This window comes from Oryzihumus sp., from assembly GCF_054325275.1.
On sequence record NZ_JBTCWL010000068.1, the window covers coordinates 1 to 19735 of the forward strand.

Below are 19735 nucleotides of genomic sequence, written 5' to 3' on the forward strand. Positions count from 1 at the left end.
GTCAGCGCAGCGGCGCGACCAGCATGACCTCGTCGCGGTCGTCCCCCGGGCCCACCCGGACCGCACCCGGGTGCCGCCCGACCACGGAGTAGCCGGAGCGGGCGTAGAAGGCCTCGAGGCCGTGGCCGTCGCGGACCGTCAGCTGCAGGTGCTCCAGCCCGAGCGCGCGCCCGAGGTCGTGCAGGCCCTGCATGAGCACCAGTCCGGTGCCGGTGCCCTGATGCGTCGGGTGGACCATCACGCGCAGGACCGTCCTCCAGTGGCGGCACAGGGGCGAGCCGCGGACGACGAGGAAGCCCATCGCGACGACCTGCTCCCCGTCCCGGACGACGCCGAGCGCGTCGGGGCCGTCCGCGACCCGCGCCAGGGCGGCGTCCAGGCTCGCGGCGACCGCGTCCGCAGGCGCGGGTGCGGTAAAGCCGACGGCGCCCCCGGCGTTGGTGACGTCCACCCACAGCTGCAGGAGCGCCTGGCGCAGGGCGGGGTCGGCGGCGTCCACGGCGGCGACGGCCTCGAACACGGGCATCATCAGAGCTCCTTGTTGCAACTCCTTTGCCACAAGGAGGCTAGCAGGACGGGGCCGGTGTGCTCAGGCGGTGGGCACCGGCTGCGGGGGCTGCGGGCCGCGGTAGCGACCATGCCCCCGGAACCGCAGCGGGGTCTCGTCGTACTCCTCCAGGGCGTGGGCCACCCAGCCGACCGAGCGGGCGATGGCGAAGATGACCTCTCCGGCCGTGCGCGGCATGTCGGCGGTCACCGCGAGGGCCGCCAGGGCGAGGTCGACATTGGGGTGGTCGCCCAGCTCGGCGGTGAGGTCGCGCACCGCGTGGGTGACCGCCTTCGCGCGCCGCTCGGAGGCCAGCAGGGCCAGCAGGGCGCTCGCGCGCGGGTCGCCCTCGGGGTAGAGCTGGTGGCCGAAGCCGGGCACGGGCCGGTCGGTGCGCAGGTGGTCGGCGACCACGGCCGCGGCGCCGGTCTCGAGCGCGTCGCGCAGGGTGCTGTGGGCCAGCGTGCTCGCGGCGCCGTGCAGCGGCCCCTCCATCGCGGACAGCCCGGTGGCCACGACGGCGTAGGGGTGGGCCCGCACCGAGGCCGCGGTCCGGGCGGCGACGGTCGAGACGGCGAGGCCGTGGTCCATCAGCAGGACCAGGGCGGCGTCGAGGCAGCGGAGCAGCTGCGTGGTGGGCGGCATGGGGGACAGCGCGGCCCAGAGCCGGCGGGCCAGGGGAGCGTCCGGCTCCGGGGCCTCGCCGAGCCGGGGCAGGGAGTCGACCATCAGCGTCACCAGCCCGCCGGCGGTGCCGATCGCGGCAAGCCCACGGGTGTCGTAGCGGCGGGGGTCGACCGCACCCGCCGCGGCCACGGCGACCCGCAGCCGGCCCACGAGGTCGGCGGTGTCAGGCAGTGACCGGACCGCGCGGGTGGCCGCCCGCAGCGGGATGTCCGGTGCCTGGAAGAGGGTGGGGTCGACCTCGCCGGTCCACAGCCACGACGCGGCGTGCTCGAACGGCAGGCTCCCGGCCAGGTCCACGGCGTCGACCCCGCGGAACCAGAGGTGCCCGTCCTCGATGAGCGTGGTGTCGGTGTCGACGACGGGCCCGCGCCAGGACGGGGTGCCGGCCGGTCGATCCCGGCGGCCGCGGTCCCGCAGGGCGTCGACCTCGGCCCGGTCGAAGACGCTGCCGCGGCCGTTGGGGGCCCGGGTGCTCGTCAGCAGGCCCCGGCTGGCGTAGGCGTAGACGGTCTCCAGGCGTACGCCGAGCCGGTCGGCCACCTGGCGGGAGGTGAGCTGGTCGCGGGGGTCCGGGGTCGACATACATTGACTGTATCAACGTTGACGACCGTTGATCGACAGGCGCACAGTGCTGCTGACCGCCGGCAGTGGGGCCGGCGGCGGACGAGGCAGGAGAGCGTGATGACCGCGCTGCAGGACGAGCTGGTCGAGGTCCCCCGGGGGCTCAAGGGCGTGGTGGTGACCGACACCGCCCTGGGCACGGTGCGCGGGCGCGAGGGGTTCTACCACTACCGGCAGTACTCGGCCGTCGAGCTGGCCGAGCGCCGCTCGCTCGAGGACGTCTGGCACCTCCAGCTCGAGGGCCGGCTGCCCGACGCGCAGGAGCGGACCCGGTTCGCGGCCGAGGTCGCGGCGGCGCGTCACCTGCCGCAGGACCTGTGGGAGGCGCTGCCCCTGGTCGCCGCGAGCGGGGACCCGATGACCGGGCTGCGCACCGCCGTGTCCTGGCTCGGGGCGGCCCGGGGGAGGCGCGCGGTGTACGACCTCACCCCCGCCGAGCGCCGCGCCGACGCCGTGGCGCTCGCCGCGCCCGTGCCCACGATCCTCGCGGCGCTGCACCGGCTCGCCGCCGGCCTGGACCCGGTGCCCCCGCGCGACGACTTGGGGCACGCGGCGAACTACCTGTGGATGATCACCGGGCAGCAGCCGGAGCCGGCCGCGGCGCGGGCGGTCGAGCAGTACCTCGTGCTCACCGTCGACCACGGCTTCAACGCCTCGACGTTCACCGCGCGGGTCATCGCCTCGACCGGGGCCGACGTCGCGGCGTGCGTGGTGGGGGCGCTGGGCGCGTTGTCAGGGCCGCTGCACGGCGGGGCGCCGAGCCGGGCCCTGGACACGCTGGACGCCATCGGGTCGGCCGACCGGATCGACCCGTGGGTGCGGGCCGCGGTGGAGTCCGGCGACCGGATCATGGGCTTCGGCCACCCGATCTACCGCACCGAGGACCCCCGCTCGCGGATGCTCAAGGGCGTCGCCCGGGGCCTGGCGACCGGCCGGCCGGAGGCCGAGCGCCTCGTCGAGTTCGTCGAGGAGGTCGAGCACGGGGTGCTGTCCGTCCTGGCCGAGCTCAAGCCCGGCCGCGAGCTGCACACCAACGTCGAGTTCTACGCCGGGGTGGTGATGGAGCTGTGCGCCCTGCCGCGGGCCATGTTCACGCCGACTTTCGCCGTCGCGCGGGTCATCGGCTGGAGCGCCAACGTGCTCGAGCAGGCCCTGGACAGCAAGATCATCCGGCCCTCCTCGCGCTACGTCGGCCCGCCGCCCCCGCAGCCCGTGCCCTCGGCCTGACCGCCGGAGCCCGCCATAGGGCACACCCCCGCGGTCCGGTCAGGACCGTTGCCCCTGACGGCAGCACCGGCGCCCCCACGAGGCTGGGGCTGCCGCACTGACCGGATGGAGGCCGCCATGGACGCAACACCGACGAACCTGGCTGCGGGGCACGGGAACCCATCCCGGCGGCGGGCGCCGTGGCGCCGGATCTCAGGTGGGCTGGCCGTGGCGGGCGCGGCGCTCGTGGTGCCGGTGTTCTTCCTGGGCAGTGACGAGCTGCGCGGGCTGTTCTACTACCTCGGATTCGTCTCGCTCGGCCTGGCCCTGGTGGTCGCGGTGATGGGATGGGTGTGGGGGCGCGGCCGGTCGTTCACGTTCCTGCCGAGAACCCGCTGGGGCTGGTCGGCGCTCGGGACGTTCGGGCTCGGCCTGGCCCTGACGATCGTGCCGTCGTACGTCCAGACCACCACCCTGGCCGCCGGCAACGCCGTCAACAGCGTGGTCCGGCTGGGCTTCTTCGTGATGTTCCTGGCGTCGGTGGTCGGTCTGTGGTCGGTGCGCTCGCGCGCAGAGCGGTCGGTGGGGCTGGTCGCCCTGGCGCTGGCCGTCGCCGTGGTCGTGCCCTACTTCCTGCTCGCCGCGGTGATCGAGGCCCACTGACGGCTGACGACCGGGTGAACATCGCCGGCCACGGCGGCCCGCAGGGGGAAACGCGAGTCTGCTCAGGGGCGAGGCGGGCTTCGGCGTGGCAGCATCGCGGCATGCTCACTGACGCGCTGACGGACCTGGCCCGCGAGGTCGATGCCCGGTGCCGGCTGACGGGGGAGTTCACCCCGCGCTCCGGGGCCGTCTCGCAGGAGTACTTCGACAAGTACCGGTTCGAGGCGGACCCGCTGCTGCTGCGTCGGGTGGCCGAGGCCATGGTCACGCTGCTGCCCTCCGACACGCAGGTCCTGGGTGGGTTGGAGCTCGGTGGGGTGCCGATTGCCACGGTGCTGAGCTCGCTGACCGGGCTGCCCCTGGGGCTGGTGCGCAGGCAGGCCAAGACCTACGGCACGTGCCAGCTCATCGAGGGCGCCGAGGTCGCAGGCCGGCGGGTGGTGCTGGTCGAGGACGTGATCAGCACCGGTGGCGCAGCCCGGGCAGCGGCGGAGGAGCTGCGGCGCAGGGAGGCGCAGGTCGACACGGTGGTCTGCGCCATCGACCGGTTCGACGGTGAGATCCACCCGTTGTCGGAGGTCGGCGTGCAGATGCTGTCGGTGCTGACCAAGCGGCAGCTGGACGCCGTTCGCTAGCCGACCTCACCAAGCATGCGAGTAGCTCGTGCCAGAGTGAGGCATGCGCGAGGACAATGCAGCGAAGCCGGTGCTGGTACTCACCGGCGGCCCGGCGGCAGGGAAGGGCGCGACCGCTTTGGCACTGTCGGACAGCACGCCGAGATGTGCGTTCATCGACGTCGATGACATCCGGCAGCTGGTGAAGACCGGCGGGGCAGCTCCGTGGGCGGGAGAGGAGGGGCTCCGCCAGCAGGCGCTGGGCGTGCGTAACGCCTGTGCCCTGGCGAAGTCCTTCACCAAGCACGGGTTCGCCGCCATCGTTGCCGACGTCCTCACCCCGGAGACAGCGAGGCTCTATCGCAGGCTGCTTCCCGATGTCGTGCTCGTCCACCTGACCCTCTCGCGCGAGGAGGCCAGGCGCCGCGCTTCCCTGCGCCCGATGCACATCACGTCCGAGGAGTTCGAGGCGCTGCATGAGCTGCACGTGGCCGACCCGCCGGCGGTCGACGTGAGCCTCGAGGTGACGTCCATGTCACCGGCTGAGCAGGTCGAGGCTGTCCGGGAACTCTGGGTGTCGCGTTGCTACACACCCGCAAGAGCCGGCTCACGTTGACGGTCCGGGATGGTGACCCTCGCGGGGTCCTGCGGCCGGCACAGCGTCTGCCGACTGGTCGGTCTGACCTCGGACGGTCGGCACCGCCAGGCCTCGTCGCGTTCACCCGGAGTCCGTGAGGTCGTTGTGTGCGGCTCCTAGCGTCCGGCGCATGAGAGCCCTACGAGTTGTTGCCACGGCCGTCAGCGTGGCCGGCCTGTGCCTGTCCGCCTCGGCCGTTGCCCAGGCCACTCCCGAGACCGGCGGTCCTGGAGTCCAGCCGCAGAAGACCCAGTTCGACCTTCAGGCCCACCGCGGTGGCATCGGCATGACCACCGAGGAGTCGCTGCCGGGTTTTGCCAAGGCCCTGCGCCTCGGTGTCAGCACGCTGGAGCTGGACACGCACATCACCAAGGACGACAAGGTCGTCGTCAACCACGACCGCCAGATCAGCTCGCAGAAGTGCCAGGACACCGCCCCGGCATTTCCCGGTGACCCGATGTACCCCTACGTGGGCAAGTACATCAAGGACCTGACCCTGGCCGAGATCAAGACGATGGACTGCGGCTACCAGCAGCTGCCCGGCTTCCCCGAGCAGGAGCAGGTCAAGGGCTGGCGCATGGCCGAGCTCAAGGATGTCCTCAACCTGGTCAAGGCCTACCACGCCAACCAGGTCAAGCTGAACATCGAGACCAAGGTGGAGGCCGGCTCGCCGGAGCAGACCGCGCCGCGGGGGCAGTTCGTCCGGCGGGTCTATGAGGAGATCCACGCCTCGGGCATCGAGCGCCAGGTCACCATCGAGTCCTTCGACTGGGGCGCGCTCAAGCTGATGCACACCCTCGCGCCGAGGTGGCCGCTCGTGGCGCTGACGAACTACGACTTCCTCGAGGTCGGCAAGCCGGGCGCCTCCCCGTGGCTCGGTGGAGTCGACGCGGACACCTACGGCGGCGACTTCGTCAAGGCGGCCGAGGCCGCGGTGCCGGGCCTGACCGCACTGTCGCCCAACTACGGCTTCCCGCAGAACGGCAAGGTCGGCGACCCCGGCTTCCGGTTCTACCCGGACAAGCAGATGATCAGCGAGGCCCACGCCCGCGGGCTCAAGGTCATCCCCTGGACGTGCGACGACAACGCCACCATCAAGGCGCTGATGGACATGGGGGTCGACGGCATCATCACCAACTACCCCAACCACGTCCGGCAGATCATGGCCGAGCGCGGCATGCGCCTCCCGAAGGCGTATCCCGCTCCCTGACGCCGGTCACTGTCACCAAACCCAAGGCGGGTATGCCGCGTGCTCAGCCACGCGGCATACCCGCCTGGTCTGTGGCCCGGACAGGTCAGCCCGCACGGAGCGCGGGGATCGTCTCGGCCGTGACCTGCTCGAAGACCTGCTGTTCGTGGAGGGCCTCCGGTCGCCAGTTCCGGGGCCAGTAGAGGACGAACTCGTCGACTCCCACCTCGCGCATCCGGCCGACCATGTCCACGAAGTAGGCGGTCGACTCCCACGGCGTCAGCGGCGGGAAGCAGACCACGGAGTGGCGGATGGTGGCCGGGTCCCGGTCAGCAGCGACGCACAGGTCGTCGAACCGGCGGCAGCGCTCGGCGGTCACCCGGAAGAAGTCGGCCTCGGTGGTGACGTCGTAGCCTCCCCAGGAGCTCCACGAGTCGGCGTTCCGGGCGGCGATCGCCAGCATCCGCGGCCCGTGGGGGGCGATGGTCTGGGGTGGGGGGGGCCGCGGCAGCGGCTGCGGGATGGTCTCCGCGCCGGTGCAGGTGTAGTAGGTCCCGTCGAAGTCGCTGACCTCGTGGGTGAGCAGCTGGTCGATGAGGCGCACGAACTCGGCGAACCGGGAGACCTGCTCGGCCGTCGTCCAGTGGATGCCGAGGGCGGCGGGACCGGCGGAGGGGTCCCCCACGCCCAGGGCGACCTCGAGCCGGCCCGAGCTGAGGTGGTCGATCGTCGTCGCGGACTTGGCGAAGGTCGCGGGATGGCGGAAATAGAGGCTGGTCACGAGCGTGCCGATCCGGATCGTGCGCGTCCGCTCGGCCATGAGCGTCAACGTCGCCGGCCCGTCGAACATCAGGTGCCGGGGCCGGTCGGGCTCGACCAGGGTGTCGCAGTTCCACAGCACGTCGAAGCCGAGTCGCTCGGCCTCGCGCCAGCGTTCGGTGAGCTGGTCCAGGGGGAGGTGCTGGTACTGGTAGGCACCAAAGCGCAGCGTCGCCATGGCCACCCCTTCGGGTCAGGGCTGGAACAGCGTCCTTCATCCCCATGGTCACTGCGGCGAGGTGTCGCGTCCACCGCCACGGCTCGTCGCACGGCGCCGGGTCGCTTTGGCCTGAAAGGCAGGCCCTGTCGCGGCATGAAAAAGGAGAGGGCTCGCCCTCTCCACTACCAACGTATAACGCACCGGGGGCCTTGCGGCAAGGCCCCGGTCGTGCTTCACAATCGCCGGCCGAGGCCAGAACCAACGGACCTGGGGGTGGCGCCATGCCTCTGCGCGAATCGCACCGACGGGGTGACGGTGGCCGCGACTCTGCTGCTTTGATCGGAGCTGATCACGTGGACCCTGTGCGCACCAGCGCCTTCGACCTTCCTGAACGCCTGACGCACAAGGCCGACCCGGCGCTGGTCGCCGGGGACGAGGAGCACTTCGCGGCCATCGCGCAGAGCCTCGAGAGCACGATCGCCGAGCTGTCCGGCCGGCTCGACGCGGCGCGCAGCGCGCCCGGCGGCTCGGGTCAGCACGCGATGGAGCGGGACACGGAGGTCCACCGGCTGACCGCCCGCCTGCGCACCCTGCGCCGCTTCGGGCTGGACCTGTGCCTGGGCCGCATGGTCGGCGCCGACGACTCCGAGCCCGTGTACGTCGGGCGGCTGGGCCTCCAGGACAGCGCGGGACGTCGGCTGCTGATCGACTGGCGCTCTCCCGCGGCCGAGCCGTTCTTCGGCGCGACCCACGCGAACCCGATGGGCCTGGTCAGCCGCCGCCGGTACCGCTGGACCCGCGGGCGCGTCAGCGACTACTGGGACGAGGTGTTCACCCCGGGCCGGGCAACGCAGCACGCCGCCCTCGACGACGACTCGGCCTTCATCGCCAGCCTGGGCGGCTCCCGGTCGGCCCGGATGCGCGACGTGCTCGGCACCATCGCGGCCGACCAGGACGCCATCATCCGCGCCGGGTCCCGCGGCGCCCTGGTCGTCGACGGCGGTCCGGGCACCGGCAAGACCGTCGTCGCACTGCACCGGACCGCATACCTGCTGTACTCCGACCCGCGCCTGGGGCACCGCCGCGGCGGCGTGCTGTTCGTCGGCCCGCACGAGCCCTACCTCGCCTACGTCTCCGACGTGCTGCCCAGCCTGGGCGAGGAGGGCGTGCAGACCTGCACCCTGCGCGACCTCGTCCCGGAGGGAGCCACGGCGCCGCCCGAGACCGACCCGGAGGTCGCGCGGCTGAAGGCGACCGCGGACATGGTCACGGCGATCGAGCCGGCCGTCCGCCTCTACGAGGAGCCACCCCGCCAGGGGATGGAGGTCGAGACCCCGTGGGGCGACGTCTGGCTGAGCGCGGACGACTGGGCCGAGGCGTTCGCCGCGCCCGAGCCCGGCACCCCGCACAACGAGGCCCGCCACCAGGTCTGGGAGGAGCTGCTCACGATCCTGGTCGACAAGCACGACGTCGAGGAGGCCTCACCCGAGCAGGTCCGCCGGTCGCTGGAGCAGAACCGCGAGCTGCGCACCGCCCTGCACCGCGCCTGGCCGATGCTGGAGGCAACCGACCTCGTCGGCGACCTGTGGTCGGTCCCCGCTTACCTGCGCCGGTGCGCCCCCGGGCTCGGCACCGACGAGGTCCGCCGGCTCCAGCGCGCGGACACCCAGGCGTGGACGGTGTCGGACCTGCCGCTGCTCGACGCGGCACGGCTGCGGCTGGGCGACCCGGAGGCGTCGCGGCGTCAACGGCAGCGCGAGGCGGTGCTGCGGGCGGAGCGCGAGGAGATGAGCCGGGTCATCGACCACCTCATCGCCACGGACGACTCCGAGATGCACGTCATGTCGATGCTGCGCCACCCGGACCTGCGGCGGAACCTCGTCGACGAGGATGCGATGCCCGGGGCCGACCCCGACCTGCTCGCCGGGCCGTTCGCGCACGTGGTCGTGGACGAGGCCCAGGAGCTGACCGACGCGGAGTGGCAGATGCTCCTGACGCGCTGCCCGTCCCGCAGCTTCACCATCGTCGGGGACCGGGCCCAGGCCCGGCACGGGTTCACGGAGTCGTGGCAGGAACGCCTCGAACGGATCGGGCTCGACCACACCACCCTGGCGTCCCTGACCATCAACTACCGGACGCCGGAGGAGGTCATGGCCGAGGCCGAGCCGGTCATCCGGGCCGCGCTCCCGGACGCCAACGTGCCGACCTCCATCCGCGAGAGCGGCATCCCGGTCGTGCACGGATCCACCACGGAGCGCGACGCGATCCTGCTGGCCTGGCTCACCGCGCACCCCGAGGGCGTCGCCTGCGTCATCGGTGACCCCACGTCCACGGCGACGCCCCGTGTCCAGTCGCTGAGCCCGGAGCTGGTCAAGGGGCTCGAGTTCGACCTGGTCGTCCTCGTCGACCCGCAGGCGTTCGGCACCGGCATCGAGGCAGCGGTCGACCGCTACGTGGCGATGACCCGGGCGACCCAACAGCTGGTCATCCTCACGAGCTCCTGACCGCGGCCACGTCAGGGACCGGGTGTTGGCCGAGCCGCCATCGTCGCCCGGGGTCAGACGCGTCGACGCATCACCCAGCGCCACTTGGCGATGCGTCGGTCGCGCTCGAACCCGAACGCCTCGAACAGGTTCTCCGGCCCGGTGTGGAAATAGGCGCCGCGCTGCGGTTCCCGGCCCTCGACCTGTTCGGGGTATGCCTCGACGAGCCCGCCGCCGGCCTCCTCGATCGCCGCAAGCGCGGCGGTCACCGCTGCCCGCGCGACCCCGCTGCGCCGATGTCCCCTGCCGGTGAAGATGCAGCCGATCCGCCAGTCCGGCAGCTCGGTCAGCCCGGCGTCGTATGCCGTGGGGTTCTTGATCGTGGGAAGCTCCGCCGGTGGGCCGAACTGGCACCAGCCGACACACTCGTCGCCGTCGTACACCAGGACCTGGTGGACCGTGCCCTTGCGCACGTGTGCGTGCTTGGCGTCGCGGTTCTGGGAGGCGGTGCTGCCCTGGCCGACCCCTTCGGGGTGGAAGCCCATGCACCAGCAGCCGCCCCAGACCCCGTTGTTGGCCTCCACGAGCCTGGCGAAGTCGTCCCACGTGTCAGCAGTGAGCGGCCGGGTCGTGTAGGCGGAGCCCACCGTCTCGTCATCCATGCCGGCACCCCCGCAGCTCGGATCCGTCTTCCCAGGATCATGCCGTGCCGGCGCTGTGAGGTCACCCCACATCCTTCAGAACGCCGTAAATTGGCGCGACACCAGGCAGCGGGACCCGGAGAATCTCCGGGTGACTCTCGACGACGCCCTCCGCCACGTGCGCCCCCCGTCGCCCCTGGCCGGACGGCTCTCCGTCCAGTCACTGCTCTTCGCCCTGGGCGAGGGCACCTTCATGACTGGCTCGGCGGTGTTCTTCACGCAGATCGTCGGGCTGTCCGCCGCCCAGGTCGGCCTCGGCCTGACCTTCGCCGGGATCGCGGCGTTCCTGGCGGCGCTGCCGATGGGCAAGCTGGTCGACCGCTTCGGGCCGAAGAAGATGTGGGCCGTCAGCGCGGCCGGGCAGGCAGCGATGTTCGCGCTGTGGCCGTTCATCACCGACTTCAAGGGCTACGTCGCCATGGCCGTTGGCATGGAGGTGATCGGAGCCCTCGGGGGTGCCGCGCACGGCGCATACACGATCGACGTCCTGCCGCCCGACGAGCGGGTGAAGTCGCGTGCGTACATGTACTCCGCGCTCAACGTGGGGTTCACCCTCGGCTCGCTCATGGGCGGCATCGCGCTGGCGTTCCACTCCAACGACGTGCTGCACGCGCTGCCGTGGTTCACCGCCGTGGTCTTCCTCGTCAATGCCGCCGCGGTCACCCGGCTGCCGCGGGCCTCGCACGACGACCGCACCCCGGAGGAGCGCAAGGTGAAGGTGCCCGGCCCCGGGCCGCTGCGCAACCCCGGCTGGCTCCTCACGACCTTCTTCGTCGGGGTGTTCTGGACCAACCAGGTGCTGCTCAACGTCGTGATCCCGCTGTGGCTGGTCGAGCAGACCGACGCCCCGCGGGTGCTGCTGGCCTTCCTGTTCGGCACCAACACGGTGATGTGCATCTTCCTGCCCATGGCGGCGGCACGCGGCGTCCACAACGAGTCGACCGCGCTGCGGGCGATCCGGGTGTCGTCGACCTTCTTCGTCATCTCGTGCCTGATCACGCTGGCCACCCACGACACGGTGGGGTGGGTCACGATCGCCCTGGTCTGGCTGGGGCACGTCACCGTGACCGGGGCCGAGCTCTACCTCTCGGCGGCCAGCTGGACGTTCGAGGCCGAGCTGATGGATCCTCGGCAGCGCGGCTCCTACCAGGGGGCGGCCGGCCTGAGCGGCACCCTCGGCAAGGTGTGGGCGCCGGCGGTCTACACGTTCCTCGCGATGAACTGGGGTGCCGCGGGCTGGCTGCTGATCGCCGGCATCATCGTGGTCGCCACGATCGCGGTGCACCCGTCGACCCGGCTGGCCCGGCGGTTCCTGGAGCAGCACGTCCCTGCCGACGTCCTGGCCGACGCCCGCGCCTCCAGCCCCGAGCCGGAGGACGGCATCGCGGTCGGTCCGCCCTCGCTCATCAGCACCGAGGAGCCGGTGCCCGATCCCACGCCGGACCCGATCCGCTGAGAGCGGCAGTCGCCCTCACGAACACCCGCCAGGTCTCATCCGGTGGTGTCGGGTAGGCGGTCAGCTGCGCTTCGGATCTCGGCACGAACACCCGCCGCGCGGGAACCGGTTCGGTCGTCTGCCACGATCTGCCCTTGGATCTTGGGGTCGTGCTGTACAGCACGCAGGTCACGCGCTGCGCGGATTGTGGCGGCAAGCGGGTGGTGTACACCGGGGAGGTCGGGACGAGGAGCGGGTCCGGGCGGTGTTCTGGGCCTTCCTGTACCACCATGACGTGCGCGAGGTCTCCATTGACGCGACGTTGGGGACGTGGGTCGACGAGGGGTTCAGCGCAGACCATGTGACTTTCGGTTCGCGGACCGGTCCTGTGGGTGAACACGGCCAGGTCGCGTGCAGCTTGGTGACTGGGGGTGCGATGGGGGCTGATGATCCGTTGCTCGGCGTGAAGCTGACGCGGGAGGCCGCGCTGGAGCACGAGCTCCTGGGCGAGTTCTGGGAGGTCAACGACGCGGTCCTGTCGCAGATCCCGGAGGTGGAGCGGCATGCGACTGGCGCTCCGGCCCGTCGCTGGCTGAGGCGACGACGGTAGAGGCAAGTTCCGGAGGGGGCGTGCTGATCGGTGTCGCTGGCCCGGCAGATGAGTAGGTGTGCTCATACGCAATGCCACCCGCATCCTCGATGCTCATGGACTGTGGCTGAGACTGACAAGAGCTGGGGAGCTGGCGCCGTGCTCGTGCTGGCCCTGCTGAGCTACGGGCTCGTGGTGATGCAGGCAGTCGGGGCAAGGCTGACGTTCTTCGGCGAGTCGGCCAGTGCGACATCAAAGCTCCAGTCCGCGGCCTTCCTCATAGGCGCGGCGATCCCGGGAGTCGCGGCAACGGTGTTCGCAGCCCTGCTGGGAGGGCGTGGATCGCTCATCCTGATTGTGATCCCGTCGGCGATACTTGCCGGTCTCGGCTTCGCTGGTTGGGGACCAACCTTTGACACCCAGTCGGGACAGTGGGTGCAACCCAAAACCGACATGCTGTTCAGCTCATACCTCAGCTGGGGCCTCGCCGCCGTGATCGTCGTGACCGGAACGGTTGCCTTGATCGAGCGACGGGGCGACCACTGATGCGTGCAAGTCCTCGCGGAGGGGCGGCGGCTCGACGGTGACCGGACCTGGCTAGCTGGAAGAAGCGGTTGCCCGTCCAACCTCGAAGGTGAGCCAGAGGTCAGGTGGAGAGTCCGGACGCTCTGGCACGGGCCTCGGGGCCACGGTCCAGGTGTTGCCTGCGAGTCGGGTCGCGATGTCGGTCCAGAATCGGCCGGCCTGCTGGTTGGCCTCCTGGAATGCGAGCTCCCAGCGGCCCGGGTGGCTGTTGAGCACGTCGGTGGCAACGGTGCGACCCACGCCTTGTCGACGCAGTGGCCGTACCACGAAGAACTCGCCCAGCACCCGCGTGTCGTCGTCTTCCCTGATCATGACGAAGCCGGCGGGAGCCTCGTCGACCTTGATGAGGAAGGCCGAGCGGTCACGCGATGCGAGGTAGGTCGCGACGCGACTGTTCATGTAGCGGCCGTCAGGCCCCGGCAACGAGCCTCGGAACTCGGAGAGATCATGCTGGTAGCACTGCCAGAGGTTCTCGACGAGGAACTGGTCGGAGGCGGTCAGCGGTTCGATTCGGGGGTGGGCTGTCACGGCAGCTGTCTAGCACGGCCACCTGCCTGGCCTCTTGTCCTTGCGGCCCGCGCGCCTGAGCCAGCAGGGAAGGTCGTCACCAATGATGCGGTCGTCCGCTGTCGCACTCCGCTTGATGGGTGACACGCTGGTTCACTTGTTGGGTAGCACTGCCGCCCTCGGCCTGGCCCTGTGGTGACGTTGTCGTCGCGGGTAGTCTCGGCGGGCTGCCGACGGAGGGGTGACGACGAGGATGGCCGGGGACATGGAGATCGTCTCGTTTGAGTCTGCTGAGGCATTCGAGACCTGGCTCAGCGATCACCACGCGACCTCCGCAGGTATCTGGCTCAAGCTGCGGAAGAAGGGCGCTGGCATCGTGGCCCTGGACTACGCCCAGGCCCTCGATGTGGCGCTGTGTTACGGCTGGATCGACGGGCAGAAGGGCAAGTTCGACGACCAGCACTGGCTGCAGCGGTTCACCCCGCGCACGCCGAAGAGCAAGTGGTCCAAGATCAACCGGGACAAGGTAGAAGCGCTGATCGGGCAGGGCCGGATGCGTCCTGCGGGGCTGGCCGAAGTCGAGCGGGCCAAGACGGACGGGCGCTGGCAGGCCGCCTACGACGGTGCACGAACATCGTCGGTCCCGGACGACCTGGTGGCGGCTCTGGCGGCCAATCCGGTTGCGGCCGAGTTCTTCGAGACCCTCGACCGGCAGAATCGCTTCGCGATCCTCTATCGCATCCAGGACGTCAAGAAGCCCGAGACCAGGGCGCGCCGAATCGAGAAGTTCGTGGCGATGCTGGCCGAGGGCAAGAAGCTCTACCCCTGAGTGGTGGGGGCCGACTTCGGCCTCGCGAGCCTGCGGATCGGCCCCGGGACGAGTCGGGAACGAGTCGGGGACTGCAGATGCCCGATGGGACGGCGCAACGGGCGGCCAAGAGGCCGGGCATGGCCTCTGACCTGCGGATACTGGTGGTGCCCTCGGGCAGATTCGAACTGCCGACACCCGCTTTAGGAGAGCGGTGCTCTATCCCCTGAGCTACGAGGGCGGGGCATGGCTGGAACCCTCGCTGCAGACCCCGCTGGAACCTGCACCGATGGTGACGCCCTGAGAAGGGTAGCCCAAGCCCGACGGTCCGCCTCGCTCGCGTGGCAGGTCGGGAGCAACGCCGTCGCCGGGCGCGGCAGGGCCCTCGTGGCCTGTCGTGCGACCCGTACGATCGGTGTCCGAGACCCGTCAGGTGCTGCAGGGTTCGCCGCTGTCCATCAAGGGGTGCACAGGGACCGGGCCCGGGCGCCCGCCTGCGCGGCGGAGCAGCCGGGTGCAGGCCAGCAGGCAGACCAGGCCACCGCCGAAGAGGAGCACCTGCCGGCTGGTGGTGCCGTGCAACCACACAGAGGCGTAGCCCAGCAGTGGCAGCGACCCGACCACCCGGTAGGCGGTGTCGCCGCGCAGCGACACGGTCCACGGGTCAGGCGTGTTGTTCGCATCCCCCTGGGTGTGTGCCTGCACCTGACCGGAGGCGGAGCTCAGCTTGATGATCCGGTGCACCACCAGATCCCCCGGCGAACCGGGCTTGGCGAACACGATGACGTCCCGCACCTGCAGTTGCACGGCGGGCACCCGTTGGGCGAGCACCACCCCACCGACCGGAAGTCCGGGCGTCATGCTCCCCGACAGCACCGGGCGCGCCTGGTAGCTGCCGCTGAGCACCGCTGCTGCGGCCGCGACGACTCCCAGCGCGGCCGCGGCGAGGGTGAGGTTGACGGCCCACTGGCGAAGACGTCCCCGGCGCCGGACCGAGCGGGTGTCTGAGGTCGGGGTAGGCATCGAATGCTCCTTACACGGGGTCACCGGAGGTATGGCGCGTGGCTGGCAGCCCGACGGCGGTGGCAGGGTCGGGGACCCACCACCGCCGCGATCGGGCTCAGCCGGTGAAGGCGAACGTCAGGGTCGGGGTGACGGTGCCCCCCTGCGCTTCGTTGGTCAGGCTGGCCGGCGTCTGGTAGGCGTGACCGACCTTCTGGGCCCACGCGTTCGCGGTGTTCGGCCCATCGCTGTAGGTGGCACCGCAGGTGGAGTCCTTCCCGGCGTAGAACTCCACCTGGTAGGTCGCGGTCTGCCCTGCTTGCAGCTCGACCGAGTTCTCCTTGACGGTCGGGTCAGGGCCGTGGCCGTGGACAGCGGGCCGTTGCCCTCGACCCAGGTGCCGCTGCTGTCAGTGCTCTTGATGCACACGTTCATCTGCCGAGCCAGGTACCCCGAAGGGGTGTCGCCACCACCGGTCGCGCTCATCTGGATCGAGTCGAAGAACGCCGGGGTGTTGCCGGTGTTCGTCATCGTGACCACGGTCGGGGTCGAGTCGAATGTGGAGCCGACCGGGCCCACCGGGGGCAGTGTGAGGGCGTGGCAGCCGGAGGCGTCCTCGGCGGCGCAGCTGGCCCCCGGCGCGGACAGTGACATGTGCAACTGGCCGGCGGTGACCTTCTGTGTGCTGTTCACCGAGTCGGTGAACGTGGCCCCGGCACCGGCTCCGATCAGTCCGATGGCGGCCAGGCCAAGGGCTCCAGCCATGGCGAGCTTGCGAGCAGAATGCGGTATCTCCATCTCGAGAGTCGACCAGCCGGCGAACCGCCGGCATCCCCTGCGGGGCGCGTCGAACTCTGCGGCAGCGCGGCGCGGGCGCACATCATCGAGAATGTGGATCTTGCGCGATATCAGCCGAACAGCCGAGGGCGCCGACCGGGCACGAATCCCTGTCGTCGAGGATCACGCACTGCTCGCGGAGACCCTTGCGGGCGCGCTGAGGGACGAGGGCCTGGATGCGAACGTCCAGCCGCCCCCAGCCGGCGCAGCCACGCCTGGTCGTGCCCCGATGGGTCGACGAATGCCCCGTGCCACTCCACCTGCCTGGGAACGGGGGGCCTCGTCGCTCTCACGTGGGGCGCTACGGGCGGGGGTAGCCAGTGCCGGGAGCGTAGCCAGACGGCGGTGGGGAAGGTCGTGACCCGGGAGCCCGGCGCGCCACTTAGCCGACCGCGTAGCTGGTCGCTGCGACGAAGGTGGAGCTGTCCACCCGGAGCCGGAGCATCACCTGCCACCGTCCCGGCGAGGGGACGCTGATGAGGACGTCCTCGACCCGGCCGGCCGCCGTGGCCAGGTCGAGGTCGATGGGGCCGATCCCGCGTGCGGGGTTGGTGAACGACGCCGCCGCCAGCTGGAGGGGGACCGGCCTGCCGTTCGGGGTCGACGCCCGCAACGACATCCCCTCGTAGCCGGGGCTCGTGGGTCGCACCAGCACGTCGACCCGGATGGTGTCACCGGCGGAGTTGCGGGCGAGGACCGACGTGGTGAACGAGGGCAGGTAGGCCTGTCGTCCCGGCACCGCGTTGACCAGCACCGCGGTCAGGACCAGCACCACCGCACCCAGCGCCGCCTCCGCCGCGACCGACCGCCTCAGCGTCCCGACCGGTGCCGGTGCCGGTGCCCGTTCCGCGGGTCCCGCCGCGCGCACCAGGACGCTGCCGCTCGTCCTGTCACCCGCGTATACAGCGGCTGGTCCGACGGTGCCTGACTCGCCGCTCCCTCCTCCAGCCCGACCGGCGTGGCGGGCGACCCAGCGCCGCCCGTACGACGCGAGCAGGAGCATCACGGCGAGCACGGTGACCTTGCCCACGACGAGGCGGCCGTATGCCGTGACGGCGAGGGCGTCCCAGCTGCCGACCTCCCGCCAGGCCTGGTAGGCGCCGGTGACCGCCAGCGTGGCCACGGCGGCCATGGCCACGCGCGACCAGCGCGGCAGCACGGTGCCGAGGTCAGCGGCCGCTCCGGCGTCCACGGAACGGGTCAGCACCGTGCCCAGGACCACGAGGCCGCCGAGCCAGACGCTCGCCGCGGCCACGTGGAGGGCGTCCATGGTGGACGCGAGTGGCACCCAGGTCCCTTGACCGGCGTGCCCGGCGAAGCTGAACGACTCGACCACGAGCAGTGCCAGACCGCCGAGGTCCACCCGGCTCGGCGGGCGGGCGGATCCACGGGCGGATCCACGAGCGGGTCCACGGGTGGACCGCCAGACGAACAGGCCCGCGAGCAACGCCACGAGGCGGAGCAGGAGCAGCTTGCCGTAGGTGCTGCCGACCGTGACCGCGAGGAGCGAGCCGTCGGTGACCTCGGCCAGGGGCCGCGACGCCCCGTAGGGCCCCTCGACGACGAAAAGCACTGCGGTGCTGACGATTGCAGCGCCCCATGCCACGGCCAGGAGCCGGCGGGACCGGCCCAGCCACCACCCCCGCGGCCACAGCACGCTGAGGAAGAACACGGCACCGAGCAGGACGACGGAGCCGGCGAGCGCCCCGAAGTCCGCCACGCCGTGCACCACCCCCAGCGCGACGTCGTCCTGCGCCGCCGCGGCCGGGCGGCCGGCCGGCACCCCGTAGCCGAAGCTGAAGCTGCCCGAGACGGGGTGGCTGTCGTCCGAGACGACGTGCCAGATCACCAGGTACGCACCACGGGCAAGGCCCGGGGCGAGCGGCACCGCGACCGTCCGGGTGTCCCCTGCGGGGTGGAAGGCCCGGCCCGAGGTGACACCGCGCCCCTGCCCGTCCACCACCTTGATCGACCCCGCGCTGATCCCGACCCCCTCGTCGAAGGTGACTGACACCGTCGCGGGTGCGGTGGCGACCTGGCCGCCCTCGGCGGGTGACGTCGACTGCACCGTGGCGTGGGCCGAGGCGGGGCCGGCGCCCAGCAGCAGGACGACCAGCGCCGCGACGACGGCCAGGGCGGCGGTGCGTCCCCGCCGCACGATCCGGGGGAGGGCACCACGCGTCATGACGGACCCGGCAGGGCGATGTCGACCCGGTGACGGATGACCGGCGGCAGGCACGTCGACCGGCTGCACGACGCGTAGGTGACCCAGACGAGGGCGCGCCGGCCCCGGGTGACCCGGACCCGCTGGCGCACCGTGACCGGGCCGTCGGGGTAGACCTCCAGCGGCCTGTCCTCCCCGCTGACCCGCAGCGACTCCGGCCTCGCGTCGGCCACCCCCGCGCCCACCGGCGCCAGGGCGCCACCGACCTCGAGTCGCGTCGGCCGGCCCACCCCGTCGACGCCATTGGCCGGCAGGGTGGCGCTGTAGAGGTGGAAGCCGGGCTGCTGGGGCGTGAACCGGGCCGTCAGCACCGGCTCGCCGCCGCGGCCGACGGACCAGCCGAGCACTACCGTGACGCCGCCCTCCCGGACCGTGCCCACGATGCCGGCGGCCTCGCCGGTGCGGGCCGCCGATGCCGAGCACCCCGCCACGAGGACAGCCGCGAGCACCGGGACGAGGGAGGCGACCCCTCGTGTCGTCACCACGACCTCAGCAGGACATCGACCGCCAGGCAGAGGAACAGCGCGCTGAGGTAGCTGATCGACGTGTGGAACACCCGCATCGGGCGCAGCGGGGCACCGCGGGCCACCTGGCGCCGCAGCAGCTCGACCTCGCGCAGGAACACCCCGCCGAGCACGACTGCCGCGCCGGCATACAGCAGGCCGGTGTGCGCCACCGGCCAGAGCACGAGCGACGTCGCGACGGTGAGCCAGGTGTAGACCGCCATCCGATGGACCACCGTCCGGGCCGGCGCCACCACCGGCAGCATCGGGACACCCGCCGCTGCGTAATCCTCCCGGAACCGGATCGCCAGCGCCCAGAAGTGCGGCGGCGTCCAGAAGAAGACGATGGCGAAGAGCACGAACGGCGCGAGGGCGAGCCGTCCCGTGACCGCGGCCCAGCCGATCAGCGTCGGCATGCAGCCCGCACTGCCACCCCACACGATGTTCGAGGAGGTGCGGCGCTTGAGGACCAGCGTGTAGCCCAGGACGTAGACCCCGATCGCCGCGGCGGTGAGCGCCGCCGCCAACGGCGTGGTGGCCCACCAGAGCAGCCCCACCGCGGCCACGGCCAGCACCGAGCCAAAGCCCACGGCGCCCCGGGGCGAGACCAGCCCCCCGTTCAGCGGCCGTCGCGCGGTGCGGTGCATCACGGCGTCGATGTCACGGTCGAGGAAGCAGTTGAGGACGTTCGCGCTGCCGGCCGCGGCCGCCCCGCCGACGAGGGTGACCGCGACCAGCCCGGTCGGCGGCCACCCCTTCGCGGCCAGGAGCATGGCCGGCAGGGTGGTCACCAGGAGCAGCTCGATGATGCGTGGCTTGGTCAGGGCCAGGTATGCCGTGAGGGTCGCGCGCAGCGCGGCCCACCGGGGCAGGGGGACGGCGGAACTGGTCATCGGTGACCGCTCCGAGGAGGTGCGC

Annotated in this window: 20 protein-coding genes and 1 tRNA gene; 10 read left to right on the forward strand and 11 right to left on the reverse strand. The window is 71.6% G+C overall.

Features of this window, described 5'->3' with window-relative positions; all coding sequences use genetic code 11:
* Position 1: 1 nt before the first annotated feature.
* Both ACXVGS_RS15545 and ACXVGS_RS15550 read right to left on the reverse strand, forming a co-directional pair.
* The gene (locus tag ACXVGS_RS15545; RefSeq protein WP_458537141.1) at positions 2 to 529 is read right to left on the reverse strand and encodes an N-acetyltransferase family protein; all 528 of its coding nucleotides are present in this window, start codon (positions 527 to 529) and stop codon (positions 2 to 4) included.
* 60 nt (positions 530 to 589) lie between these two features.
* Complete coding sequence (locus tag ACXVGS_RS15550; protein ID WP_458529764.1) at positions 590 to 1816, reverse strand: citrate synthase; 1227 nt, start codon at positions 1814 to 1816, stop codon at positions 590 to 592.
* A 99-nt stretch (positions 1817 to 1915) separates the two neighbouring features.
* Between ACXVGS_RS15550 and ACXVGS_RS15555 the strand changes: the two genes are divergently transcribed.
* From ACXVGS_RS15555 to ACXVGS_RS15575, 5 genes are all read left to right on the forward strand, one after another.
* Positions 1916 to 3082: a citrate/2-methylcitrate synthase gene (locus tag ACXVGS_RS15555; protein ID WP_458537142.1), complete on the forward strand. Its 1167-nt coding sequence runs from the start codon at positions 1916 to 1918 to the stop codon at positions 3080 to 3082.
* Positions 3083 to 3199: 117 nt separating this feature from the next.
* Positions 3200 to 3724, forward strand: coding sequence for a hypothetical protein (locus ACXVGS_RS15560; RefSeq protein WP_458529762.1), 525 nt, complete (start codon positions 3200 to 3202; stop codon positions 3722 to 3724).
* Between the two features lie 101 nt (positions 3725 to 3825).
* Positions 3826 to 4359 carry an orotate phosphoribosyltransferase gene (gene pyrE, locus ACXVGS_RS15565; RefSeq protein WP_458537143.1) on the forward strand — a complete coding sequence of 178 codons (534 nt, stop codon included), beginning with the start codon at positions 3826 to 3828 and terminating at the stop codon, positions 4357 to 4359.
* Positions 4360 to 4402: 43 nt separating this feature from the next.
* Complete coding sequence (locus tag ACXVGS_RS15570) at positions 4403 to 4954, forward strand: phosphotransferase-like protein (RefSeq protein WP_458537144.1); 552 nt, start codon at positions 4403 to 4405, stop codon at positions 4952 to 4954.
* Positions 4955 to 5105: 151 nt separating this feature from the next.
* On the forward strand, positions 5106 to 6185 hold the full coding sequence (locus ACXVGS_RS15575; RefSeq protein WP_458529759.1) for a glycerophosphodiester phosphodiesterase family protein: 1080 nt from the start codon (positions 5106 to 5108) through the stop codon (positions 6183 to 6185).
* A gap of 85 nt (positions 6186 to 6270) precedes the next feature.
* Here the strand turns inward: ACXVGS_RS15575 and ACXVGS_RS15580 are convergent, their stop codons facing one another.
* Positions 6271 to 7161, reverse strand: a complete 891-nt coding sequence (locus ACXVGS_RS15580) for an LLM class flavin-dependent oxidoreductase (protein WP_458537145.1) — start codon at positions 7159 to 7161, stop codon at positions 6271 to 6273.
* A gap of 335 nt (positions 7162 to 7496) precedes the next feature.
* Between ACXVGS_RS15580 and helR the strand changes: the two genes are divergently transcribed.
* A complete protein-coding gene (helR, locus tag ACXVGS_RS15585) occupies positions 7497 to 9647 on the forward strand; it encodes an RNA polymerase recycling motor ATPase HelR (RefSeq protein ID WP_458537146.1) in 2151 nt (716 codons plus the stop codon).
* Between the two features lie 53 nt (positions 9648 to 9700).
* Here helR and ACXVGS_RS15590 read toward each other — a convergent pair whose 3' ends face one another.
* Positions 9701 to 10288, reverse strand: a complete 588-nt coding sequence (locus ACXVGS_RS15590) for a GNAT family N-acetyltransferase (RefSeq protein ID WP_458533783.1) — start codon at positions 10286 to 10288, stop codon at positions 9701 to 9703.
* 130 nt (positions 10289 to 10418) lie between these two features.
* Between ACXVGS_RS15590 and ACXVGS_RS15595 the strand changes: the two genes are divergently transcribed.
* The 3 genes from ACXVGS_RS15595 to ACXVGS_RS15605 all read left to right on the forward strand — a co-directional run bounded on the left by ACXVGS_RS15595 (position 10419) and on the right by ACXVGS_RS15605 (position 12897).
* Positions 10419 to 11783 (forward strand): MFS transporter, encoded by a 1365-nt coding sequence (locus tag ACXVGS_RS15595; RefSeq protein WP_458530838.1) that lies wholly within the window; start codon positions 10419 to 10421, stop codon positions 11781 to 11783.
* A 442-nt stretch (positions 11784 to 12225) separates the two neighbouring features.
* Positions 12226 to 12372 carry a hypothetical protein gene (locus ACXVGS_RS15600; RefSeq protein ID WP_458530839.1) on the forward strand — a complete coding sequence of 49 codons (147 nt, stop codon included), beginning with the start codon at positions 12226 to 12228 and terminating at the stop codon, positions 12370 to 12372.
* 138 nt (positions 12373 to 12510) lie between these two features.
* The gene (locus tag ACXVGS_RS15605; RefSeq protein ID WP_458537147.1) at positions 12511 to 12897 is read left to right on the forward strand and encodes a hypothetical protein; all 387 of its coding nucleotides are present in this window, start codon (positions 12511 to 12513) and stop codon (positions 12895 to 12897) included.
* A gap of 51 nt (positions 12898 to 12948) precedes the next feature.
* Here the strand turns inward: ACXVGS_RS15605 and ACXVGS_RS15610 are convergent, their stop codons facing one another.
* Positions 12949 to 13464: a GNAT family N-acetyltransferase gene (locus ACXVGS_RS15610; RefSeq protein WP_458532082.1), complete on the reverse strand. Its 516-nt coding sequence runs from the start codon at positions 13462 to 13464 to the stop codon at positions 12949 to 12951.
* Between the two features lie 244 nt (positions 13465 to 13708).
* Between ACXVGS_RS15610 and ACXVGS_RS15615 the strand changes: the two genes are divergently transcribed.
* Entirely contained in the window at positions 13709 to 14272 is a 564-nt protein-coding gene (locus ACXVGS_RS15615) for a YdeI/OmpD-associated family protein (RefSeq protein WP_458530842.1), read from the forward strand.
* 144 nt (positions 14273 to 14416) lie between these two features.
* Here ACXVGS_RS15615 and ACXVGS_RS15620 read toward each other — a convergent pair.
* The 6 genes from ACXVGS_RS15620 to ACXVGS_RS15645 all read right to left on the reverse strand — a co-directional run.
* Positions 14417 to 14492, reverse strand: a tRNA-Arg gene (locus tag ACXVGS_RS15620).
* A 188-nt stretch (positions 14493 to 14680) separates the two neighbouring features.
* Entirely contained in the window at positions 14681 to 15274 is a 594-nt protein-coding gene (locus ACXVGS_RS15625) for a signal peptidase I (RefSeq protein WP_458537148.1), read from the reverse strand.
* 97 nt (positions 15275 to 15371) lie between these two features.
* Positions 15372 to 15548, reverse strand: a complete 177-nt coding sequence (locus ACXVGS_RS15630; protein ID WP_458530844.1) for a hypothetical protein — start codon at positions 15546 to 15548, stop codon at positions 15372 to 15374.
* 924 nt (positions 15549 to 16472) lie between these two features.
* Positions 16473 to 18275 carry a copper resistance protein CopC gene (locus tag ACXVGS_RS15635; RefSeq protein WP_458530845.1) on the reverse strand — a complete coding sequence of 601 codons (1803 nt, stop codon included), beginning with the start codon at positions 18273 to 18275 and terminating at the stop codon, positions 16473 to 16475.
* Entirely contained in the window at positions 18272 to 18799 is a 528-nt protein-coding gene (locus ACXVGS_RS15640) for a hypothetical protein (RefSeq protein WP_458530846.1), read from the reverse strand. Before ACXVGS_RS15640 ends, ACXVGS_RS15635 begins: the two co-directional genes overlap by 4 nt.
* Positions 18793 to 19735: heme o synthase (locus ACXVGS_RS15645; RefSeq protein WP_458537150.1), on the reverse strand; the 943-nt coding region annotated here is incomplete at its 5' end. The genes ACXVGS_RS15640 and ACXVGS_RS15645, both read right to left, overlap by 7 nt.